The sequence below is a fragment of the Corynebacterium incognita genome (genome assembly GCF_014217255.1).
GTDB classification, from domain to species: domain Bacteria; phylum Actinomycetota; class Actinomycetes; order Mycobacteriales; family Mycobacteriaceae; genus Corynebacterium; species Corynebacterium incognitum.
Genome location: NZ_CP059404.1, coordinates 2,065,388 through 2,080,643 on the forward strand (window position 1 = coordinate 2,065,388; position 15,256 = coordinate 2,080,643).

The following is a 15,256-nucleotide window of genomic DNA, read 5'->3' on the forward strand; positions in this document are numbered from 1 at the left end:
ATCCTTAGGCGTTGGGGCGCTCCAGCGTGCCGACGCCGCGCTTGCGCGGAATCACCGTTTCCACGCGCCCGCCTTCGCTTGTTTCCAGTCCCGAATCTGTCGCCGCGGCGGCGGTGGTGGCTGCGGCGACGTCGACAGGCGCGGTGTGCCCACAAGAGCCTTCGGAGGCGCAGCCTCCGCAACCGCCGTCAACGGTAGTGCCGCAGGGAGTGGTGACAGGGGCGGGAACATCGTCGCCCGGGGCCACGCCGTGTGCGCGGAGGAATTCCTCGTGTTCAGCCACGAGGTCACGTCCCTCGGCTCCCAGGACCTCAAAGCCGCCGTCGCGGATCATCTTCAGATCGTCCAACGCGGACTGGCCCACGGAGGTCAGGTAGTCGCCGAGGAACAGCGAGTTGACCACGTGGAGCGCCAGCGACTGTAGGGAGCGCAGGTGGATCTCCCGGCCGCCGGCCATGCGCAGCTCCTTGTCCGGTGCGACCATGCGCACGGTGGCGAGGATGCGCAGGCACTGCATTGGGGTGAGATCCCAGGTGCCCTCGAGCGGCGTGCCGTCGAAAGGCATGAGGAAGTTCACCGGGATGGAATCTGAGCCCATGTCGCGTAGTGCGAAGATGGCCTCCACTACTTGTTCATTAGTCTCGCGCATGCCCACGATGAGCCCGGAGCAGGCGGACATGCCCGCCGCCTGGGCTTCGTTCACCGTGTCCACGCGGTCTTGGTACGTGTGGGTGGAACAGATCTCGGTGTAGTGGGATTCCGCGGTGTTGATGTTGTGGTTGTACGCGTCCACGCCGGCCTGCTTGAGGCGCTGGGCCTGTCCGTCCTTGAGGTGGCCGAGACAGGCGCAGACCTCGACCTCCGGGTGCTCGGACTTGAGGTTTTCAATCATGCCGGAGACGCGCTCGACGTCGCGGTCGGTGGGGCCGCGCCCGGAGGCGACCATACACACGCGGGAGGCGCCTCCCTGGATGCCGTAGGTGGCCTGCTTGACGGCCTCGTTGGACTTGATCCAGGTGTACTTGAGCACATCGGCTTCCGAACCTAGGCGCTGTGAGCAGTAGGTGCAGTCCTCGGGGCAGAGTCCGGACTTCAGGTTCACCAGGTAGTTGACCTTGACCGTGTTGGCAAAGAAGTGGCGGCGCAGGGTGGACGCGGCGTCGACGAGTGCGAAGGTCTCGGCGTCGCTGGCGTTGAGCATGGCGAGGGCTTCCTCGCGGGTGGCGGCTTCGCCGCCGGCGAGTACTCGTTCAGCAATTTCAGCAAAATGTGGCATGGGTCTATTAAACGCTGTTCTAGAACTGTGTTCAACCACTTTGCTGAAATTTTTGAACGCTGTTTATCCGACGTGAATTAGCCAGCAGAAACCTCGAAACTCGTGCCCAGGCGGAGCATGCCCAACGGCAGTGACGCGTCGGTGGGGAACTGCATGGTCATCGGATCCGCGGTGAGAGTGACCTGCTTGTCCTGGTACTGCGGCCAGTTGTAGTTCTCGCCGAGGTAAATCTCGGAGACCGTTTTTGTCGTCGTGTGTGCCGCACTCTTGGCGGTGATCTCCTGCGGGCTAGCCAGCTCAAGGATCCAGAACTCCTCACTCAGCGATTCACCGTTCGGCGTGGGTTTGCCGTCCATGAGATCCGCCGCGGTCTTAAGCCGCACGGTGCCGTTGAAGGAGTTGGAGCTTTCCGACGACTGCGCTGGCGCACCGCCGCCAGAACTATTGCGGTTGAGGACGCCCGTTGTGCCCATGTCATCGGAGTGGGTGGGGATGGAACCCTTGGCCAGGATGTCAAAGCCGGCGTTGTTCTTGGAGTCGAACCAAGCGATGGGGCGCATCTCCTTCGGGTTCTCGCCCTCCTTGGAGTACTCAAGTGTCTTTCCGGACTTCTTAATCTTGTTGCCCTCGAGCGTGTAGTGCTTGGCGGAAACGGTTGGTTGCATGGACATCCATGACAATTCCCATATCCCGACGCCGGAGGTGGCAGCAGCGATGGAGCCGCGGCCACCACCGGAGCTGGCGACGCCCTGGATGAGAACATCGTTGGTGTTCTTGACGGTCTTGCCGCCGTCTTCGGAGTAGAAGATGCTGACCGGTTCCCAGCGATCAGTGCCTACCGAATACAACATTTCCGGGGTGCCGTCGCCGGTGACGTCTGCGAAGCCATAACGCGCGGTGCCGGTCGGGGTGGAACCGCTAGCGGAATTCATCTTGATTGAGCTCGGGTCCGCAATGTCCTTCTTGTAGGCCTCGGCCAGCGCTGAAAAGTTAGCGGATTCCTTCTTCGAATCTTTCTTGGAATCCTTCTTCGGCTCGGCGGAGTCTTTGCCGTCCTTGCCGTCCTTGCCGGAATTCTTCGAGTCCTTGTCTCCCTTGTCGTCCTTGGCGGCGTCCTCGGCGCCTTCGGTCACAATGACGGTCGAGGTCATGGGGCCGCTACCGCCGGGAAAGTCGGCGCACGAGGCGAGAGGCAGGGCGAAGGTGATGGTGGCAGCGAGGACCGCGCGGCGAGGCATAGTCATGATGGGGTGGACTCCTGAGGGAATGAGAACTGAGAGAGAAGTTCAGTTCTATAGACTCATTGCTGCGGCGGTGCTGTGTCTAGCTTTTGTGGTGCGGGTCCGGGAACCTAGCTGACTTTCGCGCTCACCCCGGGGCCGAGCCGGAGCATGCCCATCGGCATGGAGGAGTCGGAAGGGTAGTGGACGCGCTTGGTCTCCGCGGTGACGGTGACGTGCTTGTTTTCCAATTTCTCCCACTGTGAGGAGTCGTCTTGGTGCTCGGTCTTTTCTCCCAGCGCTATTTCTGAAATGAATCGAGTTACAACGTCGCTGGGAATGGAAGCCGTGACGTTTTGCGGTGTATCGAGCTCCAAGACCCAGAACACCTGATCTTCAGGCTCGCCGTTCGGGGTGGGGTGCCCGTTCATGACCTCGGCCGCGGTTTTGCGGCGGACTGTTCCGCTAAACGACGTCGTGTCCGTTCGCGCGGCGACGCCCGGGTTCGGGTCGCCGACGCCACTGGTGGATTCACCCAGGCGGCTCATGTTGTTGGACTGGGTGGGGATGTCGCCCTCGGCGAGGGTGTCGAAGCCGGTGGTGTCAGTGGTCCTAAACCACGCGATGGGCTGGACATCCGGTGGGGTGTTCACCATCTTGGTAAACGAAATCTCCTCGCCCACGGACTGGAGGTTGTTGCCATTGAGCTCGTAGCGGCGGGCCACAGCTTCGTCTTGGACGGAATGCCACGCCACTTCCCACAGGCCGCTGCCGGAGGTGGAGCCGGAGACGTCTTGGCGGGAGCCGCCCGCTGTGGAAGCGCCCGCAAGTAGGATGTCCTGGGTGTTCCGTACGGTCTTGCCGTTATCGCTGGTGTGGAACACGCTAACCGGGCCCCAACCCTTCGACTCCTTTTTGTACAGCATCTCCGGGGTGCCGTCGCCGTTGACGTCGGTGAAGCCGTACCAATAGATGCCCGTGGGGTAGTAGTCTTCCACCGAATTCATGGAAATGGCGTCTGGGTTGGCGATTGCCTTCTTATATCCCGCGGCCAGCTGCGCGTATGAGCTGGATTCCTTGGCGGGTTCTTTGTTCTTCGTCGTCGACTCCTCGCCAGTGGCAGTGGCCTTGTTGTTGTTCTTGTCCTTGTTCTCGGCGTTGTCCTGTTCGGCGCTCGGGGTGACAATCACAGTAGAGGTCACTGGTTCGGAGCTGCCGGGCAACAGTGAGCAGGAGGCGAGGGGGAGGGCGAGGGTCGCGGCAATGAAGAGGGCCGTGCGGCGCAGGGTAATCATGGCGGGTAGTGCTCCTGAGAGATGAACGTGTCGATTTTCTATACTATTACCGTCCAACGCTGGCGTGTAGGTTCTCCCGATCTGGGGGTATCTGGAAATGGATTTTAGTAATAGGTTGATCTAGGATTGCCGCATGATCAGTGAACTCGCGGTCCCGCTGGGCCTCACGCTGGCAGCGGGCTTAGCGACGTCCGTGGGCGGCCTCGTCGTCCTCAGGAAAGCGCAGCCCTCACGGGTATTTCTCGCCGCAGCCCTCGGCTTATCTGCCGGGGTGATGCTGTGGGTGTCCTTCGTGGAGCTGTTTCCCGAAGCTGTAGATAGTTTCACCGCCGCCTATGGCGACTCGTCGGCGCGGCTGTATGCAGGGGTAGCGTTCTTTGCCGGGATTGGCCTCATCGCAATCATTGACCGCCTGGTTCCCGCGGTGGTCAATCCCCACGAACCGGTGGTGGACGGGGCGTCGGAAAGCACGGGACTCGCGCCCGCGGCGCTGCGGAAGATGGGCCTGGTCACCGCCTTGGCTATTGGCATCCACAACTTCCCCGAGGGCTTTGCGACGTTCGTGTCCGGCACCGAGGATCTGAACATCGCGCTCCCCATTGCCGCGGCCATTGCGATTCACAACATCCCTGAAGGTATCGCGGTCGCCGTCCCCATTTGGCAGGCCACGGGGTCGCGGCGCAAGGGATTCTGGTGGGCTACGATTGCTGGCCTGTCGGAGCCCTTGGGGGCGCTCATTGGAGCGCTGGTCCTGCTGCCATTTCTGGGGCCGGCGACGATGGGGGTTGTCTTTGCCATGATTGCAGGTGTCATGGTGTTCGTCTCTCTCGATGAGCTGCTGCCTACCGCAGTAGCCACGGGCAAGCATCACGCCGCCGTCTACGGCCTCGTGGTGGGCATGGCGATCATGGAGCTGAGCCTGTTGCTGTTCCAGTAGGGGCTAGTGGACCTCGATGGGGCGATCGAATCCGAGGGAATCGGAGAGCTGGGTCATGATTGATTCTCGGTTTGTTGATGTGTCTACAATTTATGGTGCTCCTGAACGTATAAAAGGGGAAGAGCTGAATTTAGGCGCGACTGATGGCTTAGCAAGGCTGTGTGCGAAATGCTTAATAGGCCAGTACACGATAGAGTTTGAACCATGCTCGAGTTCTTTACAAACAACACCTTGATCGCGATATTCTTCGTTGTTGCGTTAGGCACATTCTTCGGTACCTTCAAGTTCGGTCCCATCCAGTTCGGAGCCGCCGGCGCATTGTTTGTGGGACTCGCCGCAGGCGCCTTCATCGCGCCTGACGGGGCGCACCTTTCCCTCCTGCAAAACCTCGGCCTCGGGCTCTTCGTTTACCTCCTTGGGCTGGAAGCTGGCGAGGAATTCTTCAAAAGCGTCAAGAGCCAATTCGGGATGATGGCCATGTCCATCGTGTCGGTACTCGTGGGCGCGGCCACGGCCGTCATCGCGGGAGGCCTGTTGGGCATTGGGCGTGAAGTCTCCGTCGGTGCGTTCGCTGGTTCCCTGACCTCCACCCCGTCGTTGTCTCTGGCCACGGCGTACACCGGGTCCGATGCCCCAGCGGTGGGCTACTCCATCGGCTATCCCACAGGCATCACCGTGGCCATCATCTTGTCCATGCTCACCATCGGCAAGACATGGAAGGCAAAGCGCGATCAGGACGACTCCGCGGCACGGGAACTCGACGGCGTGCGCATTCGCGTCACGCAAGACATCTCCTTCCACGATCTGAACGAGCGCTTTGGCACCGACTACATCGTGGCCACCATCCGCCGCAACGGAAAATCTAAGGTGGCCAGCCCGTTCTTCGAGCTGCGCGCCGGGGACGAAATCTTCGCGGTGACTAATAAATCGCTTGAAGATGACCTGGTGGATGCCATCGGCGTGCGCATGAGTGGGCGGAGCTGGCGCCAGTCCGTGGTCACGGTGCAGCGGTTCGTGTTGTCCAACGAGGATATCGCGGGCAACACCATCGGCAATATCCCCATGTACGGCAACCACCGGGCGAAGATTATTCGGGTCAAGCGCGGCGATGAGATCCTCTTGGCCACTGACGACCTGTATCTTGCTTCGGGCGACGAGCTGGAAATGGTCCTGCCATCTGTGCGGTACGACGCCGTAGAGTCCTACGTGGGCAACTCCGTTCAGGCAGCCTCCGAACTGGATTGGGTGGCCACCGCAGTGGGATTGGCCGCGGGGTTCGCCTTGGCGATCGTTCCAATTCCCCTGCCCGGCGGTTCCATCTTTGAGTTGGGCGCGGCGGGCGGCCCGCTGATTGTAGGCCTCATCCTTGGCGCCGTACACCGCACCGGACACCTGGCGTGGAAACTGCCCATGCCTGCGAACTACGCGGTGCGGCAGCTGGGTCTCATGCTGTTCTTGGCCGCCGTGGGTATCGCGTCGGGGCCCGCGTTTGCGTCCTCGGCATTCACCATGGACGGCCTCCTTACCGTTGCCGTTGCCGCCCTTACTGCGTTGCTCGGCTGTGGATCGCTCATGCTCATGCTGTATTTCTATGGCCAGTCCTCGCCGCGCACCAACGGCGCCGTCGCCGGCTTCCTGGGACAGCCCGCAGTGCTGCAATACACGATGCAGAACTCCTCCGATTCCCGCATCATGACGGGCTATTCCGCGACCTTCGCTATCGCTCTCATCACGAAGATCATCGTCGTCCCCTTTATGCTGGTCTAGCGGGAAGCGGAAAGCAGCATTCCGAGCTGGCTAGTTGGTGTTTCCGTTTCCCTTGTTCTGGGGGAGGTCGTTGGCAAAAGATTCCGCAGATAGCGTCACGCCCCAGTCGCCATCCGGATTATGGAGACCATAGGTGCCGCTGTGGGGTCGAGAGTGTTCGTTTGCGAGAGTCTCGTCGTTGAATTCTTCGTCTCCAGCGTCGGGCGAGGAGTGAGACGAGGCCGGAGGTGAAGGCAGCGGCGGGGCAGTGAAATCTGCGGATCGGCGTGCTTCGTCCATTTCGTTGGAAACGACGATAACCAGTTCGTCGTCGGTGATGAAAGCGAACGCATACAACTCGTGGTGCTCGTCGAAGGCCCGCTCGAGGGTAGGGGTCAATGAGACAGTGCCCCACACTGTGTCGTCGACAAGCACGACGGCCCCGCTGCCGCTGTCGCCGTCGCGCTGAAGTTGTGCCACGTGGGACGTGCCGGAAAGTGCGGCGAGGTCTGCCTCGGAGATGTCCTCGCTGGCCGCGGTGTCCACTGTCACTAACTTCGCCGCGTGTGGAGTTGCGGCAAGGACCGTGCGACCGCCGTGGTCGCCGTGAGCGACCTCCATACCGGGTGGGGGAAGGATGACACCGACGTGCAGGTTGTCCGCTGCGATGGTCACCATCGCGAAAACCTCCGGGCTGAGGAGCTGCCGTTGGCACTGCTGAAAACCTGGGTAGGACTCAGCGGCCTCAGCATCGAGGACACCTAGCACCCCCACCTGGGCGCGCACCTTCCAGCCACCAGTGAGAGGGTGCGGTTGGAGCACCGCGCGCACGATGCGCGGGGCGTCGGGAAGCGCGCCCACGCTCAACGCAACGGCCGCAGACGGCGAGGTCAGCGGCACAAAAACCCCCAAAGGTAGGGGCGGGGTGGGGACGGGGTACTTCTGCATGGCTCTAGCCTATCGCAGGTGGTCTGTGCGGTCCGGTACCCACCGTAACGGGGAACTTAGTGACACGCGCCACCCCCAGGTGCGTTAAGTTGAGAGGGAGCCTTTCAAGAATTTTCCAGAATTTCCGATTGCAGCTAAGGAGTAGAGGCATCTCTTCTTCGATGAAGAACGATCCCAGCAAGAACTCATCACAACAATCGCCGCAGGGCACGGACGAAGAGGTGGAGGTTGCCCGCAGTCGGCGGACCTGGTGGAAATCATATCCGCACAACGCACACCCCGCGCTGGTGCCTGGTGTGTCTATCGAAGATCAACGCGTGCGTTATGGGATTGATAAACCCATTACTTTTGTCGTGGGTGGTCTGATCCTCGCATTCATCGCATGGGGCGTGGCAGCACCGCAACAGGTATTCGATGTCTCGTCCGTGGCACTCAACTGGGTCATGGTGAACTTGGGCTGGCTGTTTACCATCCTGGCCGCCGGTCTCATGGTGCTGTTGCTCATCATCGCGTTCAGCCGCTTCGGGCGCATCCCGCTGGGGTTGGACGGCGAGGAGCCGGAGTATTCCACGTCGTCCTGGGCGGCGATGTTATTCGGCGCGGGCATTGGTATCGGCATCATTTTCTTCGGACCATTCGAACCGATTAGTTACTATCTGTCGCCACGCCCCGGCGCCTATGAGGCGGCGTCGGATGAGGCGGTCATGGGGGCAATGGCCCAAGCGGCGATGCACTGGGGCATTAACGCGTGGGCCATTTACGGCATCGTCGGCCTCTGCGTGGCGTACGTGTCCTACCGCCGCGGCCGTGTGCCGCTGATGAGCTCCATCCTCATGCCATTGTTCGGTAATAAGGGCAACGACCACTGGTCGGCTCGTGTGATCGACGGTCTGGCGATCATCGCGACGTTGTTCGGCACCGCCGCCACATTGGGCATTGGTGCCCTCCAGATCTCGCAGGGCGTCAAAGTGGTCGCCGGCTGGGATGAGACCACCAATACCCTCGCGCTCATCATCATCGGTGTGCTGACCATCGGCACAATCATGTCCGCGGTCTCCGGCGTGGCTAAAGGTATTCGCTGGCTCTCCAATATCAACCTGGTGCTCGCCCTAGGCATCGCCGTGTTCTTCTTCGTGGTGGGGCCAACGGCATTCCTCGTCAACGTGATCCCAGGCGTCATCATCCAGTACATGTCAGATATTCCGGACATGCTGGCGGCCAACATGGGCCAAGGCGAAGAGATGCAGGCCTTCTTGTCCGCATGGACTACCTTCTACTGGGCTTGGTGGGTGTCCTGGGCGCCTTTCGTCGGCGTGTTCGTGGCCAAGATTTCCCGCGGCCGCACGATCCGCCAATTCATTCTGGGCGTGCTCTTTATCCCGTCTGCGATCATCGTCGGCGCGTTCGCCATCCTGGGTGGCACGACCATTTGGTTGCAGCGCGAAACGTCCGCGGTTGCCCCGGACAACACCATCGATTCGCTGCCGCCCGCACCTGAAATCTTCTTCCGTGTGTTGGAGCACTTCCCAGGCGCAGAGATCATGGCGCCCATCGTCATCGTGATGCTGGCCATATTCTTTATCACCACCTCGGATTCTGCCTCCTTGGTCAACTCGCAGTTGTCCCAGAAGGGCAACCCGAACCCCAACCCGTGGGTCACCACTTTCTGGGTACTGTGCATGGCCGGAATCGCCGTCGTTATCTTGCTCACCGGCGGACAAAACGCCCTGCAGGGCTTGCAGAACCTCATCACCATTACGGCGTTGCCTTTCGCCGCTATCATCGTACTGATGTGCGTGGCACTTGTTCGCGAGTTGCGCAATGATCCGATGAGCATCCGGCAGTACTACGAAAAGCAGGCACTTGCTAACGCCGTGGTGAAGGGCGTGCGCAAGCACGGCGACGACTTCGCCATCACAGTGGAGCCCACGGATTCAGAGTCTGATTACGCCACGGGCGCGGAGTTCGATTCCACCGCGGATGAGGTCACCGAGTGGTACGTGCGCACAGATGAGGACGGACGCGAACTGGGCTATGACTACCAGTCCAACGAATACGTCGAACCCGGCACCGAACCTAACCCCGCGATCGAGCCCACCGATAAACACGCGGAATCATAATCGCCCAATAGCGCGCTAGCAAGGCCGCTGCCAACAAGAAGGGGAGCGTCCACGCCTCCGGGGTGGTGAGCTCCCAGGTGATGAACGCGGCGAAGAACGGAGCACGCTGGACCACCGCGAGGACTGCGGAAGCACCGATGAGGGCGAAGACCGCCAGAGTGATGCCGTAGTCCGGGCTCAGCCACCCCGCCTTGTTGAGCAATAGCGCTACGCAGCCGCCTAACGACGCTCCCGTGGCCAAGGCCGGGGTTAAGGTTCCGCCCACCGCGCCCGCGCGCAGACACAGCACGGTGGCTGCCGGCTTGAGGAGCAGCAGGACGAGGAAGACCTGCCAGGTTCCCGATTCGGAGAAGCCGAGCTCTAGAATCTTGAAACCATTGCCGGTGATTTCCGGCAGCGCGATGGAGAGCGCGCCCACCATGGCGGTCGCGGCACCCACGGTCAGCGGCAGGAGCCAGTAGCGGTGGGGTTGGTGCTGAACAGCATGGTGTGCCGCGCGGCGGAAGGATTCTCCCACCGCCCACGCCAGGGGTGCGATGACGATGACCCATGCCAAAGCCCAGGCGATGAAACGCAGTGACGGCAGCGCTTCCGGGAAGTCGTACACCGCCCGCCAACCGATGACCGGCCACGTGGTAGCGGTGGCTACCAGTGACATTGTGATAGCCACGATGATAGACCGCAGCGAACGGGTGAGACCAAGGACTTCGAGGGAAAACAGCGCGCCTGCCAGCGGCACGTTGTATACTGCGCCCAGGCCCGCCCCGGCTGCGGAAGCCAAGAGTATCGCGCGGTCGTCCGGGCCGAGCGGGGTGAACGTGCCCATGCGATCGGTGAGCGCGGCTGCGGATTGCCGCGGCGCGTTCTCGCGGCCTAGCGACGCCCCGGCACCGACCACGGTGAGTTGTAAGAAGGCGTCGACAAGCGTGCGGTTAATGGGCAGCAATTCCTGCCGCGCCAAGCTTTTGTTGACTGTACGGACTTCACCGGTGGCGCGCAGCGCCCACCATCCCAGGCCCGCGACGACGCCGCCGACTGCCGGCGCAGCGATGGTCCGGGCCCAGGACATTTCGTCGACGCGAGCGACGGACTCAATGGCGTGGATGAACACGGTCATCGCCATGCCAACGAGACCGGCGAGGACCCCGCCCACAACTGCCAAGAGCGCCACCAACAACGTGTGCCGTAGCGGCCGTGGTTCGTTGCTGGTAGCGCGTGATGACATGTAGTCTCCTGTGCCTTAGGCAGCGGCGGAGGACTCAGTGGACTTCTTGGGCAGCAGTGGCGTGACCAGCTTTACGACGCCCACCACGACGAGGCCGACGATGAAGCCAACGACCATGGCCAGGGCGGTGTCGACTAGCCAAGCCAAGATCCCCGCCGGAACGGCGGCGGCCATGTCGTGGATGAATTGATAAGGCTGATTGATGCCAAACTCGTGCAGGCCGTTGTACACGATGTGCCCGCCGACCCACAGCATGGCGGCCGTGCCGATGATGCCGATGGCGCTCAGCACATAGGGCATGCCTTTGACCAGTGCGGGGCCGAGCTTGGATGAAGGGTTCTTTTCGGTCATTTTGAGGCCGATGTCATCAATTTTGACCAGCAGGCCCACGGCGCCGTACACGGCGAAGGTGATGCCGATACCGACCGCGATGAGAACGGCCGCGCGCATCCAGAATGACTCCGCCGCGATCTCGTTGAGGGAAATAACCATGATCTCCGCGGAGAGGATGAGGTCAGTAGTAATGGCGGAGTTGACGAGGCGCTTTTCAGCTTCCTCTGGGGTCTCATCGATGACCTGCTTTTCCTCTGCCTGCTCGTCATGGGACAGGAGCTTGTGCAGTATCTTCTCGGCGCCCTCGAAACACAAGAAGGCGCCGCCACACATGAGGATCGGTGTCAGCGCCCAGGGCGCCAGCCACGACAACAAGAGCGCGATGGGCAAAATGATGATGAGTTTGTTGCGCAGCGAACCCTTGGTGATCTTCCAGATCATGGGCAGCTCGCGCGCGGGATTCACCCCTGAGACGTACTGCGGAGTGACGGCTGCGTCGTCCACGACCACGCCGGCAGCCTTCACCGAGGTCTTACCCGCGAGCACACCGACGTCGTCGATGCTGGCCGCTGCCGATCTAGCGATGACTGCGACGTCATCAAGCACTGCCAAAAGCCCACCCGGCATATTTTTCTCCCTTAGTAGCGGTGAAGTCTCGTTACACTCTAGCGGGAAATGCTACTTTGCTCCCGCTACCGCGCACCCGCTGGCGCCAGTTCAACCTCAGCCGCCCAGGTTAGTTTGATTCCCTTGGACTGAAGCCAGGCGGTGACGTCGTCAGCGTTGCGGGTGATGCCCTCGACGGCGGACAGCGTGGTTTCGATGGCCAGTTCCGTATCCTCGGCGGAGATGAGTCCAGCGGAGGTGGCGGCTGACAGCTCGTCGATGTCCATCACGGAAATGGGGGAACCCGTTAGCGATACCAAATCGACGTACAGGTCGCGGGTGTGCCAGGTATCTCCGTCGCGGGTGATAGCGGCGACGTCGATGTAGAAATCCTGTTCTTTTTCCGCGCCCTCGCGGAAGTGGAAGATGTTGACCCGCAGGTTGAGCTCGGGGAGAAGCCACGATTCGAGGTAGCCGAAATCGGGGTGGTCGGCGCCGCGGCCCATGTACAGGCCAAAGTCCGTCTCTGTAAACGTGTCGACGACGCGCTTAAATCCCTTCGGATCGACGTTGATGTCACGATCGGTGTCAAACGATTCCTGCTTGACCGGGTGCAAGTCAACGGACATGTCGCCTCCCTATTTAACGTCCACGACGGTGGCGGTGGGAACGAAGCTGCAGGCAGTGGACTTGGTTTTCACAGTGCCGGAGAGGAACGCCACGACGGTGCCCTTGCCGGTCTTCGCCGTGCCGGATATGGTGGCGGGGCCGTCCGGATTAATACCATTGTTGCGCAGCGGGGTGGCGCCGGTCTTCAAGGTGTCCAGGTTGACCCAGTGGACGAACATCTTGCCCTGTTTCTTCGCGGCGGGGTCGGTGCCCAGCGCGGTGAAGAGGAATACCGTCTCGCCGGAGCGTGCGCCCGGCGCCGGAATCTTGGTGGGGCCGGGCACGGCGATGGCAGAGCCGATCGAGTCGCCGCGGCCGTCGATGCAGCGGCCAGACACGGTGGGCCAGTAGAACTGGGTCACTTCCGGACCGCCCTTTAGTGGGCTGAGCTCCGGGCCACCTTTGCCCTCGCCGGAATAAAACGCGAGTGCGGAGAGGATGGCATTGCGCGCGTCCTTAGGCATCCACGGCTGATAGGCGAAGTCGCGTACCTGCTTCTGAGTGTGCGGGGTGGGGCGTCCGTAACGGTCCAGGATGTTGAGGTCGGAGGACAGCTTTTGGGTGCCGTCCTTAATGGAGGAGGTGGCGGCGCCTGCCGACGACCCCGTGGGAGTGGCGGCGGAGGCCGGAGCCAGGGTAGCGGTAGTCAACCCAATGGTGGCAGCGATTGCTGCCGCCACCTTGAGCGAGGTGCGTAACGGGGATCCCGCGGTGCGTTGTACGGCCACTGTTTTCTGACTCCATTGTCGACGGTTGGGTGCAGAGAGATCACTTGTTTCACACAAGTCACATCTTTAACAAGAGTAACAATAGTGATTTGTCACGCACAGTCAACCCCAACGGCTGTACTGCCAAGAAAAAGTCCTCGCCGCAACGCCGCGATAGTGCAGATGTCCAGCAAGGGGAGTAACGTGGGGTACCGCTTAAAATTCTTATGTCTTCCATCTATAGAGGAGTACCCCTTCGTGACAACAACTGAGTTCCGTAACGTGGCCATCGTGGCGCACGTTGACCACGGCAAGACCACCCTCGTCAACGGCATGCTTGAACAGTCTGGCGCCTTCGGCGACCACGGCGACCACACCGACCGCGTCATGGACTCCGGCGATCTGGAACGCGAAAAGGGCATCACCATCTTGGCCAAAAACACCGCCATCGTGCGTCAGGGCCTGGGGAAGGACGGCGGCGACCTTATCATCAACGTCATCGACACCCCGGGCCACGCTGACTTCGGCGGCGAGGTCGAGCGCGGCCTGTCCATGGTGGACGGCGTCGTCCTGCTTGTCGACGCCTCCGAGGGCCCACTCCCGCAGACCCGCTTCGTGCTCACCAAGGCGCTTGAGTCCAAGCTTCCTGTCATTATCGCGGTGAACAAAACCGACCGCCCGGATGCGCGTATCGACGAAGTGGTTACCGAGGCCCAGGACCTCCTCCTGGAGATCGCCTCCGGCCTGGACGACGAAGAAGCTGCCGCTGCAGCCGAAGAGCTGCTCGACCTTCCTGTGCTGTACGCCTCCGGTCGCGCCGGCAAGGCCTCCACCGAGAACCCCGGCGACGGCAATGAGCCCGAGGCCGAGGACCTGCAGGCCCTGTTCGACGTCATCTACAACGTCTTGCCGGAGCCTTCCGCCAACGTTGACGGCCCGCTGCAGGCGCACGTCACCAACCTGGACTCTTCCTCCTTCCTCGGCCGTATTGGCCTGCTGCGCGTGCACGCCGGCAAGATCAAGAAGGGGCAGCAGGTGGCGTGGATCCACTACGATGAGGACGGCAACGAGCACACCAAGACCGTCAAGATCGCTGAATTGCTGCGCACCGTCGGTTTCGAGCGCCAGCCCACCGAAGAGGCCATCGCGGGCGACATCGTAGCTATCTCCGGCATCCCGGAGATCATGATCGGCGATACCCTCGCTGACCCGGAGAACCCGGTAGCCCTGCCACGCATCACCGTGGACGAGCCCGCCATCTCCATGACCATCGGCGTGAACACCTCGCCGCTTGCCGGACGTGGTGGCGGCGACAAGCTCACCGCCCGCGTCATTAAGGCCCGTCTGGATCAGGAGCTCATCGGTAACGTCTCCCTGCGCGTCAACCCGACTGAGCGTCCCGATGCCTGGGAAGTTCAGGGCCGCGGCGAAATGGCACTGTCCGTGCTTATTGAGACCATGCGTCGCGAGGGCTTCGAGCTCACCGTGGGTAAGCCGCAGGTTGTGACGAGGGAAATCGACGGCAAGCTCCACGAGCCATACGAGATTATGGTCATCGATACCCCGTCCGAGCACCAAGGCAACGTTACGCAGCTCATGGCCTCCCGCAAGGGCCAGATGCAGTCCATGGATGTCCGCGAGGGCGACTGGATCCGCATGGAGTTCCGCATCCCGGCCCGCGGCCTCATCGGCTTCCGCACCACCTTCCTCACCGAGACCCGTGGTGCGGGTATCGCCAATTCCTACTCCGACGGCATGGACGTCTGGGCGGGCGAAATCAAGGGCCGCCCGACCGGCTCGCTCGTCGCTGACCGTTCCGGCCAGATCACCCAGTACGCGCTCATGCAGCTGGCGGATCGTGGTGAGTTCTTCGTCGAGCCCGGCGTGGAAGCCTACGAGGGCATGGTCGTCGGCGCGAACAACCGCGACGAGGACATGGACATCAACATCACCAAGGAAAAGAAGCTCACCAACATGCGTGCCGCTTCCGCCGATACCACGGTGACGCTCGCCAAGGCCAAGACTCTTTCCCTGGATGAGGCCCTTGAGTTCTGTGGCAACGACGAGTGTGTCGAGGTCACCCCGGATAACCTGCGTGTGCGCAAGGTCATCCTGAATGCTACGGAACGCGGCCGCGCGCGTTCCCGCGCCAAGCAGATGAACAAGTAAAATCT

Annotated in this window: 12 protein-coding genes; 4 read left to right on the forward strand and 8 right to left on the reverse strand. The window is 61.6% G+C overall.

Translation table 11 applies throughout. The features are described from left to right. Window positions 1–4 precede the first annotated feature (4 nt). The 3 genes from bioB to H0194_RS09665 all read right to left on the reverse strand — a co-directional run bounded on the left by bioB (window position 5) and on the right by H0194_RS09665 (window position 3,791). A complete protein-coding gene (gene bioB, locus H0194_RS09655) occupies window positions 5–1,276 on the reverse strand; it encodes a biotin synthase BioB (RefSeq protein WP_185175669.1) in 1,272 nt (423 codons plus the stop codon). A gap of 77 nt (window positions 1,277–1,353) precedes the next feature. Further along, the gene (locus tag H0194_RS09660; protein WP_185175670.1) at window positions 1,354–2,520 is read right to left on the reverse strand and encodes a hypothetical protein; all 1,167 of its coding nucleotides are present in this window, start codon (window positions 2,518–2,520) and stop codon (window positions 1,354–1,356) included. Window positions 2,521–2,627: 107 nt separating this feature from the next. Beyond that, on the reverse strand, window positions 2,628–3,791 hold the full coding sequence (locus tag H0194_RS09665; protein WP_185175671.1) for a hypothetical protein: 1,164 nt from the start codon (window positions 3,789–3,791) through the stop codon (window positions 2,628–2,630). A gap of 133 nt (window positions 3,792–3,924) precedes the next feature. On the opposite strand from H0194_RS09665, the gene zupT reads away from it, so the two are divergent. Together zupT and H0194_RS09675 are read left to right on the forward strand one after the other, a co-directional pair. Further along, on the forward strand, window positions 3,925–4,728 hold the full coding sequence (gene zupT / locus H0194_RS09670) for a zinc transporter ZupT (protein WP_185175672.1): 804 nt from the start codon (window positions 3,925–3,927) through the stop codon (window positions 4,726–4,728). Window positions 4,729–4,932: 204 nt separating this feature from the next. Continuing rightward, on the forward strand, window positions 4,933–6,495 hold the full coding sequence (locus H0194_RS09675; RefSeq protein ID WP_185175673.1) for an aspartate:alanine exchanger family transporter: 1,563 nt from the start codon (window positions 4,933–4,935) through the stop codon (window positions 6,493–6,495). 30 nt (window positions 6,496–6,525) lie between these two features. Here the strand turns inward: H0194_RS09675 and H0194_RS09680 are convergent, their stop codons facing one another. Beyond that, window positions 6,526–7,422, reverse strand: a complete 897-nt coding sequence (locus H0194_RS09680; protein WP_185175674.1) for a hypothetical protein — start codon at window positions 7,420–7,422, stop codon at window positions 6,526–6,528. A 161-nt stretch (window positions 7,423–7,583) separates the two neighbouring features. Between H0194_RS09680 and H0194_RS09685 the strand changes: the two genes are divergently transcribed. Next, window positions 7,584–9,542, forward strand: a complete 1,959-nt coding sequence (locus H0194_RS09685; protein ID WP_185175675.1) for a BCCT family transporter — start codon at window positions 7,584–7,586, stop codon at window positions 9,540–9,542. On the opposite strand, the gene H0194_RS09690 is transcribed toward H0194_RS09685, so the two are convergent. The 4 genes from H0194_RS09690 to H0194_RS09705 form a co-directional block, all read right to left on the reverse strand. Further along, window positions 9,499–10,767, reverse strand: coding sequence for a chloride channel protein (locus H0194_RS09690; protein WP_185175676.1), 1,269 nt, complete (start codon window positions 10,765–10,767; stop codon window positions 9,499–9,501). The genes H0194_RS09685 and H0194_RS09690 overlap by 44 nt on opposite strands. A 15-nt stretch (window positions 10,768–10,782) precedes the next feature. Then, a complete protein-coding gene (locus H0194_RS09695; protein WP_185175677.1) occupies window positions 10,783–11,727 on the reverse strand; it encodes a DUF808 domain-containing protein in 945 nt (314 codons plus the stop codon). Window positions 11,728–11,792: 65 nt separating this feature from the next. Next, window positions 11,793–12,335, reverse strand: a complete 543-nt coding sequence (locus tag H0194_RS09700) for a ribonuclease FAU-1 family protein (RefSeq protein ID WP_185175678.1) — start codon at window positions 12,333–12,335, stop codon at window positions 11,793–11,795. 9 nt (window positions 12,336–12,344) lie between these two features. Beyond that, window positions 12,345–13,103 (reverse strand): Rv1157c family protein, encoded by a 759-nt coding sequence (locus tag H0194_RS09705; protein WP_185175679.1) that lies wholly within the window; start codon window positions 13,101–13,103, stop codon window positions 12,345–12,347. A gap of 237 nt (window positions 13,104–13,340) precedes the next feature. On the opposite strand from H0194_RS09705, the gene typA reads away from it, so the two are divergent. Next, window positions 13,341–15,251 (forward strand): translational GTPase TypA, encoded by a 1,911-nt coding sequence (typA, locus tag H0194_RS09710; RefSeq protein WP_185175680.1) that lies wholly within the window; start codon window positions 13,341–13,343, stop codon window positions 15,249–15,251. Window positions 15,252–15,256: the final 5 nt, after the last annotated feature.

Excerpts from the sequence above, each read along its gene's own strand:
- H0194_RS09660 (WP_185175670.1), bottom strand. The coding sequence starts at position 2,520 with ATGACTATGCCTCGCCGCGCGGTCCTCGCTGCCACCATCACCTTCGCC.
- H0194_RS09695 (WP_185175677.1), bottom strand. The coding sequence starts at position 11,727 with ATGCCGGGTGGGCTTTTGGCAGTGCTTGATGACGTCGCAGTCATCGCT.
- H0194_RS09680 (WP_185175674.1), bottom strand. The coding sequence starts at position 7,422 with ATGCAGAAGTACCCCGTCCCCACCCCGCCCCTACCTTTGGGGGTTTTT.
- zupT (WP_185175672.1), top strand. The coding sequence starts at position 3,925 with ATGATCAGTGAACTCGCGGTCCCGCTGGGCCTCACGCTGGCAGCGGGC.
- H0194_RS09690 (WP_185175676.1), bottom strand. The coding sequence starts at position 10,767 with ATGTCATCACGCGCTACCAGCAACGAACCACGGCCGCTACGGCACACG.
- H0194_RS09685 (WP_185175675.1), top strand. The coding sequence starts at position 7,584 with ATGAAGAACGATCCCAGCAAGAACTCATCACAACAATCGCCGCAGGGC.
- bioB (WP_185175669.1), bottom strand. The coding sequence starts at position 1,276 with ATGCCACATTTTGCTGAAATTGCTGAACGAGTACTCGCCGGCGGCGAA.
- H0194_RS09700 (WP_185175678.1), bottom strand. The coding sequence starts at position 12,335 with ATGTCCGTTGACTTGCACCCGGTCAAGCAGGAATCGTTTGACACCGAT.
- H0194_RS09675 (WP_185175673.1), top strand. The coding sequence starts at position 4,933 with ATGCTCGAGTTCTTTACAAACAACACCTTGATCGCGATATTCTTCGTT.
- H0194_RS09665 (WP_185175671.1), bottom strand. The coding sequence starts at position 3,791 with ATGATTACCCTGCGCCGCACGGCCCTCTTCATTGCCGCGACCCTCGCC.